The 16,165-nt window shown below is 48.1% G+C and carries 12 protein-coding genes, 1 tRNA gene, 1 other RNA gene and 1 riboswitch; of the genes, 7 read left to right on the top strand and 7 right to left on the bottom strand.

Annotated elements, in window-relative coordinates; all coding sequences use genetic code 11:
• Window positions 1-45 precede the first annotated feature (45 nt).
• The 3 genes from rnpB to OEV79_03355 form a co-directional block, all read right to left on the bottom strand.
• Window positions 46-794: RNase P RNA component class A (gene rnpB, locus OEV79_03365), an RNA gene on the bottom strand.
• A 31-nt stretch (window positions 795-825) separates the two neighbouring features.
• Window positions 826-2,814, bottom strand: a complete 1,989-nt coding sequence (locus tag OEV79_03360; GenBank protein MDH4210465.1) for a TonB-dependent receptor — start codon at window positions 2,812-2,814, stop codon at window positions 826-828.
• A 24-nt stretch (window positions 2,815-2,838) separates the two neighbouring features.
• Window positions 2,839-3,041: riboswitch (cobalamin riboswitch) on the bottom strand.
• Between the two features lie 37 nt (window positions 3,042-3,078).
• Window positions 3,079-3,765 carry a DUF554 domain-containing protein gene (locus tag OEV79_03355; GenBank protein MDH4210464.1) on the bottom strand — a complete coding sequence of 229 codons (687 nt, stop codon included), beginning with the start codon at window positions 3,763-3,765 and terminating at the stop codon, window positions 3,079-3,081.
• A gap of 191 nt (window positions 3,766-3,956) precedes the next feature.
• Here OEV79_03355 and OEV79_03350 point away from each other — a divergent pair, with 191 nt between their 5' ends.
• Complete coding sequence (locus tag OEV79_03350; protein MDH4210463.1) at window positions 3,957-4,307, top strand: helix-turn-helix domain-containing protein; 351 nt, start codon at window positions 3,957-3,959, stop codon at window positions 4,305-4,307.
• An 18-nt stretch (window positions 4,308-4,325) separates the two neighbouring features.
• On the opposite strand, the gene OEV79_03345 is transcribed toward OEV79_03350, so the two are convergent.
• Window positions 4,326-4,676 carry a hypothetical protein gene (locus OEV79_03345; GenBank protein MDH4210462.1) on the bottom strand — a complete coding sequence of 117 codons (351 nt, stop codon included), beginning with the start codon at window positions 4,674-4,676 and terminating at the stop codon, window positions 4,326-4,328.
• Between the two features lie 187 nt (window positions 4,677-4,863).
• Here OEV79_03345 and OEV79_03340 point away from each other — a divergent pair, with 187 nt between their 5' ends.
• The 6 genes from OEV79_03340 (at window position 4,864) to OEV79_03315 (ending at window position 13,428) form a co-directional block, all read left to right on the top strand.
• Window positions 4,864-5,538, top strand: a complete 675-nt coding sequence (locus OEV79_03340; GenBank protein MDH4210461.1) for a YIP1 family protein — start codon at window positions 4,864-4,866, stop codon at window positions 5,536-5,538.
• Window positions 5,539-5,568: 30 nt separating this feature from the next.
• Entirely contained in the window at window positions 5,569-6,810 is a 1,242-nt protein-coding gene (locus OEV79_03335) for a TolC family protein (protein ID MDH4210460.1), read from the top strand.
• Window positions 6,810-7,964 carry an efflux RND transporter periplasmic adaptor subunit gene (locus OEV79_03330; GenBank protein MDH4210459.1) on the top strand — a complete coding sequence of 385 codons (1,155 nt, stop codon included), beginning with the start codon at window positions 6,810-6,812 and terminating at the stop codon, window positions 7,962-7,964. Before OEV79_03335 ends, OEV79_03330 begins: the two co-directional genes overlap by 1 nt.
• A gap of 17 nt (window positions 7,965-7,981) precedes the next feature.
• Window positions 7,982-8,647, top strand: a complete 666-nt coding sequence (locus tag OEV79_03325) for an ABC transporter ATP-binding protein (GenBank protein ID MDH4210458.1) — start codon at window positions 7,982-7,984, stop codon at window positions 8,645-8,647.
• A complete protein-coding gene (locus tag OEV79_03320) occupies window positions 8,640-9,884 on the top strand; it encodes an ABC transporter permease (GenBank protein MDH4210457.1) in 1,245 nt (414 codons plus the stop codon). Before OEV79_03325 ends, OEV79_03320 begins: the two co-directional genes overlap by 8 nt.
• Before the next feature lie 391 nt (window positions 9,885-10,275).
• On the top strand, window positions 10,276-13,428 hold the full coding sequence (locus OEV79_03315; protein MDH4210456.1) for a diguanylate cyclase: 3,153 nt from the start codon (window positions 10,276-10,278) through the stop codon (window positions 13,426-13,428).
• A gap of 43 nt (window positions 13,429-13,471) precedes the next feature.
• On the opposite strand, the gene OEV79_03310 is transcribed toward OEV79_03315, so the two are convergent.
• The 3 genes from OEV79_03310 to OEV79_03300 form a co-directional block, all read right to left on the bottom strand.
• Complete coding sequence (locus OEV79_03310; protein MDH4210455.1) at window positions 13,472-15,502, bottom strand: OmpA family protein; 2,031 nt, start codon at window positions 15,500-15,502, stop codon at window positions 13,472-13,474.
• A gap of 18 nt (window positions 15,503-15,520) precedes the next feature.
• Window positions 15,521-15,595: transfer RNA gene (locus OEV79_03305), tRNA-Glu, on the bottom strand.
• Window positions 15,574-16,089 (bottom strand): cyclic nucleotide-binding domain-containing protein, encoded by a 516-nt coding sequence (locus tag OEV79_03300; protein MDH4210454.1) that lies wholly within the window; start codon window positions 16,087-16,089, stop codon window positions 15,574-15,576. Before OEV79_03300 ends, OEV79_03305 begins: the two co-directional genes overlap by 22 nt.
• Window positions 16,090-16,165 lie beyond the last annotated feature (76 nt).

The following is a 16,165-nucleotide window of genomic DNA, read 5'->3' as shown; positions in this document are numbered from 1 at the left end:
CTTTGTATATAATACTTATGTGATTACTATTTGTCAACTGCTTCAGATGTGGGGTAATCTATAAGCCGGGTTCTGTAATAGATAGCCATTTCTCTTGTCCCGGCATCACTGCCGGGTTCTGCGCAACCTACCCGTTCCAGCCCCGCACCTTTGGTGGCATAACAAGCTGCACGCTGTTGCTGTATCATTAACTCAACAAGTTGATAAAACTCAAAGGTGCAAGATGCAGCCATTGTTCTGAGATCGCTTGTAGAACACTCAAGAGAATTCCTCCTCCAATTCTTTGAAGGACGGATATGTTTCCTCTAAGCACTCGTTGCATCGATCTCATATGCCGCCACAGGTGCGGGGGAAGGCGGGCCGCCTCTACTGGAACTGCTTGGTTTTGCTTCGGATGGGGTTTGCCGTACCTCTGATGTCACCATCAGAGTGGTGAGCTCTTACCTCGCCATTTCACCCTTACCCAGCACCTTTGGTGATACAACAAGCTGTACATTGTTGCTTTATCAGAAATGCAGCGGTTTGACAAAGCATTAAGCCATGACATACAGCCATTCTTATGAGATCGCTTGTAGTGTTCTCAACGGATTACTGCCTCCGGTTCTCTGAAGGACGTCAACATTCCGTGTGCAGACACATTCTATCGATCTCATGTGTCACCAAAGGTGCTGGGCGGTATATTTTCTGTGGCACTTTCCTCCCGCACCTTAGGTGCGCGGCTTCCAGTTAGGAAGCATCCTGCCCTATGAAGCCCGGACTTTCCTCTCACATGGAGCGGCTATCCGATTACCCCACTTGAAATTATAGCCGCGCTGGACATTTATGTCAATATTTTACGTTAAATTGAGCAAAATAAACTCTCCCTGGCATAGGATAATCGCGGTCTTCTACTGCATTGCCAAATTGCAGCGAATACTCTTTGTTGAACATATTTTTTACACCAACAGTCAGCCGAGTATTTTTGAATATTTTTTTGCTGATCGCAGCATTGACGACCAAATAATCATCAAGTGTCTTCATATCCATGTACACAGCCGGATAATCATCATAATTTGCATAATAATTGATCCGACGTGAAGCATACTGACCCGAAATACTGAGCCCGAAGTCCCCTGGCAATGTAAAACTGAACGTTGAGGACACGCTGTACTCTGGTGTGAAGGCAGCTGACCGTTCGATCTCTTCGGAAATCGTCAGTGAAGTATCTGCTACCCAGTCATAATAATCATACACGATCTCATCGTTCTTCTGGCGTGCATTCAAGTAAGTGAATTCAAGGTTGTGCTCGACAAAATCGGCTATCTGATGCTTCAATTCCAGATCGAAACCTCTTATCGTCAGAAAATTTACGTTCTGCGGCTGCCATAAGTTATTGGCCTCGGGCAACCATGCGATCCGGTCCTTCACGCTGCGCAGGAAGAGAGACGCTGCCGCAAAAAGATTTGGTCGCGGCGAACTCTCGGCACGGAGTTCATATGCCCAGCCGTGTTCTGGTTCGAGGTCGGGATTGCCGGATTGCGGCCAGTATAGGTCATTGAAGGTCGGTGCGCGATACGTTTTCCCCGCCGAGAACTTGAGCCAGAGTATTTCGTTCGGCATATAGGAAATACCGATCCCGGGTGACAAGAAATCGCCGAAAGCCGAATTGCGGTCGTAGCGGATGCTGGGCGTAACCGATACCGCATCGGTCAGGTGTAGTTGCAGTTCAGTCCACACTCCTATGTTGCTTGAACTGGCACGCCAGGCGGTATCTCCGGTCTGCGTTGAAGTAGTATTCGTGAGAAGGGTATCATAAGTGGCGTCAAGACCGAGCGCGAAAGCAAATTTCTCAGCGCGCACTGTCAGCATTGTGTTTAAGCCGAGCGTGTGAGTCAGGTAATCATATTTTTCGCTGATGGTATCACCCAACCACCCGCCGTAAGTAGTGCTGAATACAGTATGCTTCCGGTCTGCAAAAATCTTGCTGTACCACCGTACGTTGTCAGTAACCTGCAAATCGGCACCTAAATTCCCCATTAGCGAGTGATCTATTTCCCGGTCAAAAAGGGAGGTTGCGGTACTGTCGCCAAATTGTGGCATTGGATGAAGGCTGTCGACAAATGGCAGAGGTCCGGGAATGCCGTACTCTTTGTCACTGTAGTTTATGAACGCTCGCAATTCTGCGCTTCTGGCCTTGTGAACAATTGAGCCTGTAATATGGTATTTTGTCAGATCGCTGTTGCTCCTGTGCCCATCAGAATTGCCGTAATTGCCACTGAGGTCAAACTGTGTTTTCCGTATCGGCAATCCAAGTTTGATCGATATGTCTTTTGTGTGAAGAGGATCGTCTATTACCGTTGTTGAAGGCGTGAACTTTATCGCGATGTCTGGTTTGCTCAGTTCACGGTGTGTTATAATATTGACGACGCCGCCAAGCGCATTCGCGCCGTAGAGACTTGCAACCGGTCCTTTGACGATCTCTATTCTTTCGACCGTGTTTATGTCGATCATACTAAGGTCAGCCATGCCATTGGTGACGGCGTTCAACGGCTGTCCGTTGATGAGAACCAGGGTGCCATTGGAAGGCACTCCGCGCAAGGACACGCTGGTCACCCCGCCAGTTGTTCCGTAGTCTTTGAAATCGATGCCGGCAGCAGCGTTGAGTACTTCACCAAGATTGAGGGCATTTAGCTTGTCTATTTCCTCGCGTTCTATGATCATGACCGCAACCGTGACGTCCTTCAAGAGGGCAGGATAGCGGTGCGCCGTGACCACGACCTCATCCATTTCATACGTGATTTGGCTGATCATCAGTGATAATAACAAAAGCAGCATACATCCTCCTTTCGTCCGAAGGTATATCTTCGTGTGACTGGGGATAGGTCTCCTGGCTTATCCTGCCCTGACCAGCCTTCCCGTCCGCACGCCTGGGGTGCGGCAACAGTGGCTTTCGTTGATCAGAGAAAAGATGGAATCACAGTGGCGGCGACCGCGGCCGATTCTCACGGCGCTTCCCTTGAATCCACCAGCCGATTGAGTATATCCTTTACGAAGAGATCTGTCAAGGAAATTTCGGATACTGAGGTTTTGGTATTTCTGCTAAATCAATCCAGCAATAAAAGTGAGGATTATTACAATAACCAGACCCGGCAGTAGATTGCCGACTTTGATGGTTTTGACAGCAAGCAGCTTAAGCCCGATGGCAAAGATCATGATGCCGCCGACACCGGTAAAATCGTTGAGGTAGACCGGGTCGGTAAGAAAACTGAACTGCTGGGCGAGCAATGTCAGGCCGCCCTGGATCACGAGCACGGTAACTGCCGAGAAGATGACGCCAAGACCCATTGCCGAGGCGAGGATGACCGACGACACGCCATCCATCAGTGATTTGACAAAAAGCAATTCAGGTTTGTTCTGAAGCCCGGCCTGGATCGACCCGAGTATGGTCATGGGACCGACACAGAAAAGCAGGCTGGCAAAAACAAAACCCTGAGCAAATGATGTTTCCCCCTGGTTCTTGACCAGCCGCTTCAGTCTCTCGCCGATGCCCTCGAGGAATTCCTCGACATGTAATAGTTCACCGCACACACCACCAAGTATCAGGCTCAAGACGACAACGAGCGGCCGTTCCATCTGGATACCCATCTTCACACCCAACACGCAGGTGAAGAGGCCTAGCCCGACCATGATCATCCTGCTGAAATTTTCAGGGATACCCTTTCGCAGGAGCAACCCCAGGAGACTGCCCACAATGACGAGTACCGTATTTACGATCGTCCCGATCATGGCGTAATTATATACAGCCCGAACAGAAATTCAACGTAAATAGCGTGTGTTCCACTGACCCGTTTTCTTTGGCGCAATGATGTCTGTTCACATGGTCTTTGAAACGTGTCTGAACTGTGAGTGATTTGAAGTATACTCGCAATTTCCGAATTCGCCAATTGGCGAATTCACGAATTTACTGTTGTAACGTAATGGATGGAATTTGTAATATATGTACAGACAAGATGAGAAACGAAAAGAGAAGAGTACCCGAAATCGATTACCGGAGTTCGCGTATCTGCAGGGTGCTGGGTAATCCCACAGCGTACCAGATTGTCAAGCTTCTGATGCGGGGCGGTTGTACTCCATCGGCCATAGCCGTGAAGCTGAAGCTTTCAGTCACTACGGTCAGCACGGTCTTGAGGCACCTAAGGGAGATCGATCTGGTTCGTTATGAGAATCTCCGCGAGGGTAAGGTCTATTTCATAAAGGACAATAAGATAGCGCAGGTCCTTGGTCAGCTAGAGCTTCTGGTCAAGCGCCTCAGAAGCCGTGAATACTGATTATCGTACTCTACCTTGCTATTTCGCTCCAGCCTTGAAGACTACGGTCGTAAAGAGTTCGATAAAGAAACCGTAGATCACACCCATGATCAACGTTCCCAATAGAATGAACAGTTCTTTACCTGGCACATAAAAACCCTGCAGGGCCATGGGAATGCTGAAGATAAAGCCCATGATTATGCCATGCAGCCACCATCTGATCTTGAGTACACTGATGCCGATAGCGAATCCAATAAGCGTGCGGCTGAGGATGGTTGAAAGGGCGAAAAACCAGGGAGTGGGTCCTTCAGAGGACGCCAGAATCCAGCAAACAATGCCGGAAAGCACTCCGAATACAGTGGCAATAAACAGGCGCTTTTTATTAGCCATATTTCCTCCTCGACAATAAGGATATTGATATGATCTGTCGTGTCAATACCATGCCGAGCAATCCGTTGACATCACGAAATTTATGCGTAAAATCGTTACTAATAGTAACGAGCGGATTTCAGTAATTCTCTACTGAAACATATTCCCTTGTTAACACGTACTATAAAGTAGTTGGAAAGGAGACAAAATGGGCATATTGGATATATACTTTGCTCCGGGCAAGGTATTCACTGCATTGAAAGAAAAAACCAAGTGGGTTCTGCCGTTAGTGATCGTTCTAGTGATCGTAGCGCTGACTGCTGTACTGACCGTGAATCTCGCACGGGAAGAAATAACGATGCGTCAGGAAGAGGTGATGAGAGAAAGAGGCATGACCGAGGAACAAATGGAACAGGCGAGACAGTTCACTTCGGGCCCGGTTGCCGTAATTTCGGGCGCCCTCAGTGCCGCGCTTTTTACCGTTATCCTATTGCTTGTTTTTACCGTCGTGACCAATCTCTTCGTGCCCCTTTTCGGCGGCGAGAGCGGGTTCAAGAAGATATTTTCGGTCATATGCTTTTCATCATTGGTGGTCGTACCCTCAGCGATCCTGAAACTGATCATGATCGCGATTACGAAATCGCCATACGTAACGACATCCCTTGCACTTCTCGCTCCGGCCCTTGGGAGGGACTCGTTCACCTACCAATTGCTCGCCGGGTTTGACTTCTTCATTATCTGGGAGATGATATTGGTCGGCATGGGCATCAGTATCACCAATGGTATCGCCAAGAAAAACGCCTACGTGCTCGTCTTTGTGATCTGGTTGGTGTCGATATTTGTCGGGATCGGACTCGGACAGATATTCGGCCGAGGGATGTAGACGCCATCCGTAGTCTGAATTAATACAATTATGATTATCTTAGCACTATTCTTGCAGGTCGATTCACTGTCGGTGTCGCAGGCAATCGATATTGCTTTCGAGAACAGCCCGATCTACCACGAGTCACGTGCTGCTCTTGATAAATCTCGCATTCAATTCTACCAGAGTCTTGCGAATCTCCTTCCAACCATCAGTGTCACTGGCACATATACAAAGAGCGAGTTTGAAAGCATCACGAGTAGTGATTATACCGGCGCGATGAGCATTAATATGCCCTTGTTCGACCTTGATATAATAAGTTCAGTTCTCGTTGCGCGTGGCGAACTGGGTGGTAATAACATACAGCACCAGGTTGATATATCCAACCTCATCCTCCGGATAAAAACAGCATACTACAATCTGATCAACGCTTTCGAACTGTTGAGCTCTTCGGAGATAACGATCGAGAGGGCGCAGGAGAATCTGAATCTGGTCCAGGCAAAGTACGAGCTGGGTTCTGCATCAAGGCTCGAGCTGCTGCAGGGTGAGGTGTTTTATCTCAATGCTCAGCAGGACAGGTCGAGGGCAAGAACACTGGAGATATCGGCACAGGAAGAGCTCAGGTCGATATTGGGCACGGCTGGATATATTTACCCGACCGACACGCTTGCTGCTCCGGAATTGACCGATATGCCCGACCTGGATTCCTTGACGGAAATTCTACGTGCGGTGAACTACGAAGTGCGTATCGCCAGGCAACTGAAGGACCTTTCGAAGATCAATCTTATTTCTTCTTACCTCGCATTCTTACCCCGTATCTCTCTTTTTTACGGCTACAATGTTACCAGTGATTCATTCCTATTTGATTTCCAATATTACAGAGATAATGCGGTGAAGAATTACGGGATCAGTGTGAGTTTCCCGATATTCGAGATCAAAAATCTGGTGTTCAGATATTTGAATGCTAAGAATGATTTGAGACGCAGCGAATTTGCCGAGCTCAGGGCAGAGTTGGAAACCGAGAAGCAGCTGCGCACGACATACTACTTAATAAGTGAGTCGTTTGATAAACTGCAGTACGCCAAAAAGAGTCTCGATGCGGCAAATGAAGCTGCGGTTATTTCCCGTGAGCGTTACGCATTGGGAGTTACGTCATTTCTGGATTTCTTGACTGCCGAGAAATCCGTCTACGATGCGCGTGTTTCGTATTCCTCAGCGCTGAGCGATTACTACGTGCAGCAGGCAACATTTTCTTACTTACTGGGTACGTTAGCACTCGATAAGGAGCAGTGATGAAGAGAAAGAGATTACTGATAATTATCGGCGCCATTGTGGTTGTCGTAATAATTATTGTGTTGAATCTAAACCAGGGAGATTCGGGGGAAAAAGTTAACGTGAGCCTGGTCAAGCGGGGCAACATAACGTCAGTTGTTACGGCCTCGGGTGAACTCAAGGCAAAGGCGCAGATCGACATATCGGCCGAAACGATCGCGCGGGTGAAGAGAATAATTTATCGAGAGGGTGATCATGTTAAGAAGGGTGATTTGCTGATCGAACTCGATGATGTCCAGGCTAGTGCAACGCGCGGTCTGGCGCTCGCCAATCTGGAGCAGGCAGAGCAGGATCTTCAAAGAGCCGAGAAATTGATCGAACAAAATTTGATTTCAAGAGAGAGTTTCGAGCGGGTGGAGTTGAGCCACAAAACGGCAAAGGCTTCTTACGAACAAGCATTGGATGCTTATCGCAAGACCAGGATATACTCACCAATTTCCGGTAAGATAATGAAGGTAAACGTGGAGGAAGGTGAGACAGCGGTCATGGGCGCTCTCAATTATGGCGGAACGGTGATGATGACTGTTGCCGATATGTCCCAGATGATTGCCGTTGTCAAAATAGACGAAACCGATGTTCCGGATGTAAGGGTCGGCGAGCATGCAGAGGTGATTGCCGATGCTTTGCCTGATTCAGCCTACAATGGTACGGTCGTTAGGGTTGGTCTCATGCCTATCCAGAGCCAACTCAGCACTGATGAAGTAACCGATTTTGAGGTAGAGATCGAACTCCATGCGGTCTCTTCGCTTTTGAGACCGGGGATGAATGTCAAGTCTGACATCATAACGAGCGAGAAAAAAGATGCCTTGAAGATCCCTATCCAAGCTTCGGGCAAGCGGGAGATCGATGATGAGCTGGTGGAGACCGTTTTTCTAATCGAGAACGGCAAAGCGGTTCTGAAGGAAATCGTGCCGGGTGTGTCGAGCGATGAAGAAACTGAAATCATCTCGGGCATTGAGGAAGGCGATACGGTGATCATCGGTCCCTATCGCGTACTGAGCAGACTGAAAGACGGACAAAAGGTGAGTTTCACCGGTTTGGAGTCTGATACCCTGTCTTCAAACAGCGGCGTTGGGCCCAGAAGATTAGTGAGGACGATTCGCGGACGCTCCTGATGAAGAGAGACCAGGTCATCTGCCGGGCACTCGACATCCGTAAGACATACTGGCGTGGGAAGGTGTCAGTGGATGCTTTACGCGGTGTGACCATCGATATAAAGACCAATGATTACATATCGATCATGGGTGCTTCCGGCTCTGGCAAGTCCACTCTGATACACATTCTGAGCTGTCTCGATACGCCAACATCTGGGGAATACTTTCTTGAGGACAAGCTTGTATCCAGCTACACAGACCTGGAACTGGCAAAGGTGAGAAACACTTTTTTTGGTTTTGTCTTTCAGAGTTTCAGTCTACTGCCCAGGCTAACGGCGACCGAAAATGTAGCATTGCCGCTTATCTACTCCGCGGTCAACAAAAAAGAGCGTGTCATTAAGGCTCGCAAGATCTTGGAGAATATCGGGCTGGGCGATCGAATGAACCACCGGCCGAATGAAATGTCGGGCGGTGAATGTCAGCGTGTTGCTATTGCCAGAGCGTTGATAAACGATCCTAAGGTCATCTTTGCCGATGAGCCGACCGGTAATCTCGATTCGAAGACAGGCGCGGAGATCATGGAGATTTTCGATAGACTTGTTGAGGAAGGCAATACTGTAGTTATGGTTACACACGATTCAAATGTTGCCTCGCACGCCAAGAAAATAGTTCGGCTGAAAGACGGGATGATTGAAGATGAATGACTTTTTGATCAAAATATCCCTCTCTTTACAGACCTTCAAGACCCACCGCCTGCGTTCTTTTCTCACGGCGCTTGGCATCATAATCGGTGTCAGCACGGTGATCGCGATCCTTTCACTGATCGAAGGACTTAACCGCTCGGTCGCCGAACAGATCCAGTCGATCGGATCGGACCTGGTTTTCCTGAGCAAATCACCAATGGTCATGGCCGGGCCACAGAACATTGAGGAGATCGCCAATCGTCCCGATCTTACACCCGACGATGCTGAGGCTATCAGTCAACTGCCATCGGTTGATATAGCAATCCCTGAAATATCTCAGCAGCTGACAAAGCTCAGTTACAGAGACAAGGAACTTGCTTCAGTACGTATCATTGGTTCAACCGAAAATTTTTCAAAGGTGAACAACCGTTTTGTCGAAAGCGGGCGTGACTTCACTCGCGATGACGTCACGCATCGCCGCAGTGTTTGTGTAATAGGATCATACGTTGCCAAAAATATTTTCCCCGAAGGCTCACCCGTAGGCAAAGAATTGAACGTTCGCGGCCACCGGTTGAAAATAATCGGCGTATTCAGAGAAAAGGGCGCGTTTCTGGGCCAAAGCATGGACAACATGCTGGTGATGCCTTATACGTTCTTTGAAAAAATATTCCCACAAGGTGAGTCGGTAATCGAACGTGCCTTTTTTGGATATTCAGTGGACATCAAGCCAAAATCAGGTCAGTCCGAGAAAACCATAGATGAAGTGAGAGAACTAATGCGTCGAAGGCACGGACTTTCATTCGACAAAAAGGATGATTTCGAATTGGGCACCCAGCAGATGTTAATGGAGATATATCAAAATATCACCCGCGTGGGGTTCATCGCAATTGTGGCGATCGCGGCGATCTCTCTTGTGGTCGGCGGCATTGGGATCATGAATATAATGCTCGTTTCCGTTGCCGAGCGAACCCGGGAAATCGGCATACGAAAAGCGGTCGGCGCATCGAACCAGAACATTCTTTCACAATTCCTGGTTGAATCTGTGTTCCTCGCCCTCATTGGCGGGGTCATTGGTATTATTTTCGGGCTGATCCTTGCCTGGCTTATTTCAGTTGTATCTCCGCTCAAGGCTTCGGTATCGCCCTGGATGGTCATGCTCGGATTCGGGTTTTCTGCTGCGGTGGGAATTTTCTTTGGAATTTACCCGGCACGGCGTGCTGCCGGCCTGAACCCGATAGAAGCACTGCGGTACGAATAACCCCCTACCGGGGGAAATTCGAAATCCGAAGCACTAAATCCTAAATTCCGCAAATGCTCTGAATCTGTGATTTGATCGCATTTGCGAGAATCCTCGCAGAGCGGGACAAATCCAAAATTCAAATATCAAAGTCGCAAACAGTGATGGGAGGTAAGTAGATCGCTCCTGAAGATACGCTGCGCTGTGAAACGGATACCGGGAGACACGGTGACACGGAGAAAGGGAGAAAAACAGAAGATACGTAAATAACGATATTAACGGGAATAGCGAGACTAACCCAAATAACGAGTATAGCGGGATTAGCGGGAGTAACGATATTAACGAGAATAACGAACCTAACGTATTTTCACAAGTTGACTTCGGCTCGTTCAGTGATTATAATCGTGTGGAGATGAAGGAAATATATCGTGATGACCTCACAAATTGTTACAACCGACGCTATATGCATTATTGGATCGACAATGAGATCAAACGCGCCAAGAGATTTGACACGAAATTCGCGCTGATATTGGTCGACATAGATGATTTCAGGAGAATAAATAACAACTTCGGCCACCTTGAAGGTGACCGCGTTCTGGCGAAATTTGGCGAGTTCTTGCGCGGCAGCGTAAGGGAAGTCGACAGCGTTGTGCGTTACGGTGGTGACGAATTCTTCGTGCTCATGCCCAATAGTTCTGCTGGCGGGGTCATGGAGCTGGGTCGTCGTATCATCGAAGCCCTTTCTAACATCGAAATGCGGGCGCATAAGATCCAGTGTAGTATGGGATTCGCAGTCTTCCCGGATAATGGAGCCAAGGCAGAGAGCCTCGTCAATCATGCTGATGGTCTGATGTATCAGGCAAAAAGAGAGGGAAAGAACCGAATAGGAGTGAAGCACGCAGCTGTCAGGAGATTGAGAATACCGTCACCGGTGACGATCGGCCGGGAAGATGAAACCAATTGGTGTATCAACCAGCTGAAGGAATTCGGCACGATTTTCGTTGCCGGCACAGTAGGAATCGGTAAAACTCGCTTCGTGATGGAGATAAAAGACCGTTTGAACACGCAAATCGTTGCAAGGGGCAATGCCTACGAAGCCCTCGCGTTGGTCGCGTATCATCCGTTCAAGAACATGTTGCGCGACATGCTCAATAATGATTTTTCTCTGGTGCAGCAAACATTTAAGAGGATGGCTGATATCTACCAGAGTGAGTTGGCGAAACTCCTTCCCATGTCTGGAATGCTTCGTACTGTCCAGATCGAGGAATTAGACAAATACCGTCTGTATCATGCGATCAGCGAGTTTCTTGGCAAGTTGTCCGAAGCAGTCTACCCGGGCACGACAATTCTTTTTATCGACGACTTGCATTGGGCTGACCGGCCGAGCATTGAGCTTTTGGATTTTCTCATGCGCAGCACGAGAAACAGCCTGGCGATCTTCGGCACGTATCGTGTAGAGGAGAGGAAGAATTCATCCCTTTCGCATTACCTCGGGGTATGGGCACGGGAACGTCTCTATACTCAGATCACGCTCAGCCCTTTGAGTGATGCACAGACCAGCCAGCTTCTGGAATCTGTAATGGGTAAGGTTCCACCGGCCGCGGCAAAACTGATCTACAAAGAAAGTGGCGGTAACCCTTTCTTCATCGAAGAAATTCTGAAAGGATATCAACGGAACAAGAGACTGTACTGGGATGAAGACGGGTGGAATTTGGCGAAAGGCAGTGCAGTTTCCATCCCCCCGACAATTGAGGAAACGATAAAAAGAAAGATCGAAATGCTCAATCCCGAAACGCGGGGGTTCCTTGAAATCGCCGCGGTTTTTGGTCAGGAATTCGCTCCCGAGATCATTGCGATTGCCAGCAAGCGGAACGTGGGCCAGATACTGGAAGCGCTGGATGAACTCTGCAGAGTGGGGTTCTTGAAAAATAGAACGGCTGACACTTACTTCTTCTCAGAGGACATAGTGCGACAGATTGTATACAAGAATATATCCCGCGGCAATCTACGAAACTACCATCATGCAGTGGGTGAGGCAATTGAGACAACGTTCCACGGCAATATTTCAGACTACTATGAAGAATTGGCAAATCATTTCGCTCATGCAAGAGATGCTGTGAAAACACTCGGCTATTCAAAGAAAGCTGCCCTGAAGGCACGGGATAACTATGCTCACAGCCTGGCCGTTCAATTCTACGAAACCGCTTTGAAATACGAAGATAATATTGAGCAGATCTTTCAGATCAATTTTGCACTTGCGGATATACATATTTCAATCGGTAATTATAATAAGGCGCTGGATCTATTACGCAAGTGCTTGAAGATAAACCCTCATGCCTATCGCATATACGAAAAGCTCGGAAATGTCCACGAGAAAATGGGACAGTACAGACGAAGTCTGAGATACTACGAAAAAGGAATAAAGATTACCCGGGGAACGAATGCCGTATACATATTCAGGACCTCAATCGCGTGGTTGTATACAAGAATGGGCCAGTATGTTCGGGCAAGAGAAGAGTGTGTGGACATATTGAAAAAAAAGAAGCACGTGAACAGGCAAACACTCGGTGATGCATACGTCATACTCGGCGTCGTCCTTCTGAGGATGGGTAAATTCAACAATGCAGAACAGTATTTCAGAAAAAGCCTGCGGATAAGAAGGTCGATTGGCGATAAGAAAAATATCGCTGCCTGCTTCGTTGACCTCGGGCTTAACTACCAGGGGAAATTCAATATCACGATGAGTGAGAAATTCTTCAACCGTGCCCTCGGTATCTATCAGGAGGTTGGTTACCAGGAAGGTATTCTGATAACCTTAAACAATCTCGGAGTAATGTATGCAAATTACGATTTACCGAAAGCTGAAGCATACTGTCTGGAAGCGCTGGCGAAAGCGAAATTGATCGGCGCTAAAAGAACAATTGTACTTCTTTACAATAACCTGGGTATGATCAGCCACAACCGGTTGATGTGTGATCAGGCATTGGAATATTTCCGGCGTTCGTTAAAGCTCGCAAAGCAAATATCCTTCTATGAAGGTACTATTTTTGCCAGTATAAGCCTGAGTGAATTATATCGCGAGAAAGGAAAGATCAAAAAGGGAAGTAAATATCTTCATGCAGCTCGCGGTGTTGCCGCGAAAATAAACGTCAAGTTCCTCAATATTGATTGCCTGATGGAAGAGGTGGAGTATTACCTAAGCGCAGGGCAAAACAGAAAAGCTGCTGGTCTCGTAAAGCGAATGACCGCGCAACTCAAGATGGAGAGTAATGTTTTGTATAATATCTACAATTTGATGTACCGCGCCCGGATCCTGGTTGCATCCGGCAAAAATTCGATGGGGCAGACTTTGTTCAGACACGCTCAGACTTATCTTCGGGGTCTGCCAGCAAACAAAATATCCGGTGAGATTTTCTACCTGAGAGGCGTCGCCTACAAGCGTGTAGGTCGGTTCAAGGACGCATTGAAGATGTTCCTCGAAGCCGATAAAATCTTCAAAATTGTCGGCAATCTAAGATATCTTGACAAGATAGAACAGGAAATCGCCGGCACCAGGAGTGAATAAAAAGGGGGCCTAAGCCCCCTTTTTATTACTATGATTCAGATAATCACCAACTGAGTACCTTGAATTCAATGCGGCGGTTCATATCGCGACCCGAGCGTGTTCGATTATCAGCGATGGGCTGGGTCTCCCCATAACCTGCTGCGATGAGACGGCTGGGGTCGATACTATGATATCGTATGAAATAATCGCGTACCGCACTCGCGCGCTGATTGGAGAGTGTCATGTTGTAAGAATCAGAGCCGATGCTGTCGGTATGCCCGCTTATTTCAACTCTCATCGTTGGCTTTGCCTTGAATACCCTTGCCGCATCATCCAGTACAGGATAGGAAACCGGCTTGATAACGGCTGAATTGAAATCGAAGGTGATGCCTCTCAAGACGACCCTTTCTCCCACCTTAGGAACCGGCTTCAGCACGAAGTTTTGAATTTTTGTTTCATCCTTTGCCACCACGACTGGTACACTTTCGGCGATGTAGTCTTCTGCTTCAACCATGACCGAGTACGTACCCGGTGGTACTGCCACTTTGTATATACCCGTGGTTGCGTCGGTTGTTATTCGCGGGACGCTCGTGTTGACGAAGGTTATCTGCGCCAGCAGAGCCTTGCCAGTTTCGTATTCGGATACTTTACCGGTGAGGATACCACCGGTGTGCATGGCAATATCAACGACCTTTGTTTCATCGTCAGCCAGATTAATGGTTTTTTCCAACGGCTGGAAGTTGGTGGCTTCTATGCGCATCCGGAAAGTTCCCGGCAGCAGCGTGACAGTGTAGAACCCCGATGTATCAGTGATGACTTTTTGAAATTCAGTCTGGGGGAAGGTAATCGTCGCGACCAGCGGGGCATTGGTTTCGGCGTCGTATATTCTGCCTGCTATCTTTGCGACCGGTTTCTTGTTCAGTTGAAAATCAAGCATGATCTTATCGCCATCTTTCAGAACGAGTCCCTGTTCGCGCCATCTGTAATCCGGTGCATCACCGCGGATGCGGTAGCTGCCAGGCGCCAGAGATAATTCGTAGGTACCGTCAGCCGATGTCTGTACCGGTTCGCGCTGGATGTCAGGGAAGCTAATAGTTCCGGCCAAGGGCGTTCCTGTCTTTGCGTCCGAGATTCTCCCGAAAACTCGCGCGATCGGCACCTTGGGTTTCTTTGCCAGGTCGTATCCGCCGGAAAAGTTAAAAAATGCTTTCCAATACCACGTACCGACCAATCCAAGTTCACAACCGAGATCAAATGCGACGCTCTTGGAACCGAACCGCAGGCCGGGCGTTACCCAAAGGGATTCAGATTCAAAGTCCGGGGTCGTATAACCGTAAGTCTCGAACAGGAGCCTCAACCCTTCTGAAGGAACTATCTCGATACCAATACCATGGGGAACAAAGTTAGGGCGCTGTAGCGCTGCAAAATCGGTTGGCGTTACATACCCAGGATTTTGATCGTCGCCCGTGATGACATATCCGATATTGAGATGGGTCGCGAAAGGTCCTGTCCGGAAATCAAAAAGCGCTGTGAACCCGAAATCCGGATCGTGCGGTATGTAAGGCGGCATACGGTACATGGAATCCTCGTAGAGTAGCCGGTCCTTGTTCAATGCGTTGCCGAAAAATTCAGTTGAAAGCCCAGGGCCAAAATCAACGCGGGAGTCAATGCCGAATGCATACAACGTAGGAGTGAGCTCATCGACGATAATCGGATAACCCAATTTCAGGCCGATTTCATATGTGGTGATTCCGAAAACAGGATCCGGGTCGCCACGCGCAATCGGATAATCGTTTGCCTCGTAATATTTGACTAACGGTGCTGCGTGAAATCGCGTTTCAACGTAGTCATTTATCGCGTAGGATATGCCGACCACAGTTTCCAGGAAATGTCTCCGGTCGTTCACAGAATCGCCTGCAATCTCCACCCTGTTTTGCTCGAACCTTTCCATGGCAGCCAGATGAAATGATAGCATGCCCATATCATGAGGTTGCGCATATTGCAGCTTGAACATACCCCGGTTGCCATAGATAGATATTTCCTGGGCCGATGCAGCGATTGTCGTCAGTGTAATTACAAACAATATCTTTTTCATAACCTCTCCTTGTTCAAATGGTGGCCCCAACGGGACTCGAACCCGTGTCTCCACCTTGAAAGAGTGATGTCCTAACCACTAGACGATGGGGCCTTCTGGGCAAGTATGTAAAGATCTCTGAACGATTTGTTATCGACAATTGCCTGATTTATAAGGAAATAATTCTCTAAATTCTTGTTTGTTGTGAGTATCCTGTTGCACAAATCCTCGGTCATCGCCAGCAGGAATTTGGCGGCAACCTTCGGATTTTCGTTCACAACATCCATAAAATCACGCTTTTTCAATACAAGCAGCCTCGTATCGGTCTTGGCCTTTGCCGTGACCGATCTCGTTTTGTCGGTCATGATCGACATTTCTCCGAAGAAGAAGGATTCCTGAAGCTCGGTCAATAATAAGACAACATCACCACGCATAAGGTAAATCTCTACGCGCCCTGATTCAATGATGAACATCTCGTCACCGATCGTTCCTTCTTTTGTTATTACAGAGCCCTCTGGCACTTCCCTGGTTTGCCACCTGACCAGCATCCAGCTGACTTCCTGGGGTGTCATGTATTTAAAAAGCCTGACTTTCTCCAGCTCTTTCATACCATGATTTTACGCATTATTTTAGAATTGTCAAGCTTCCCCGTTTTCCCCCTTGATTTTTCGCCTGAGATAAGTA

This window comes from candidate division WOR-3 bacterium (assembly GCA_029858255.1).
Classification (GTDB): Bacteria; Hydrothermota; Tepidihabitantia; order SM23-42; family SM23-42; genus SM23-42.
This window is presented reverse-complemented; position numbering and strand designations above follow the sequence as displayed.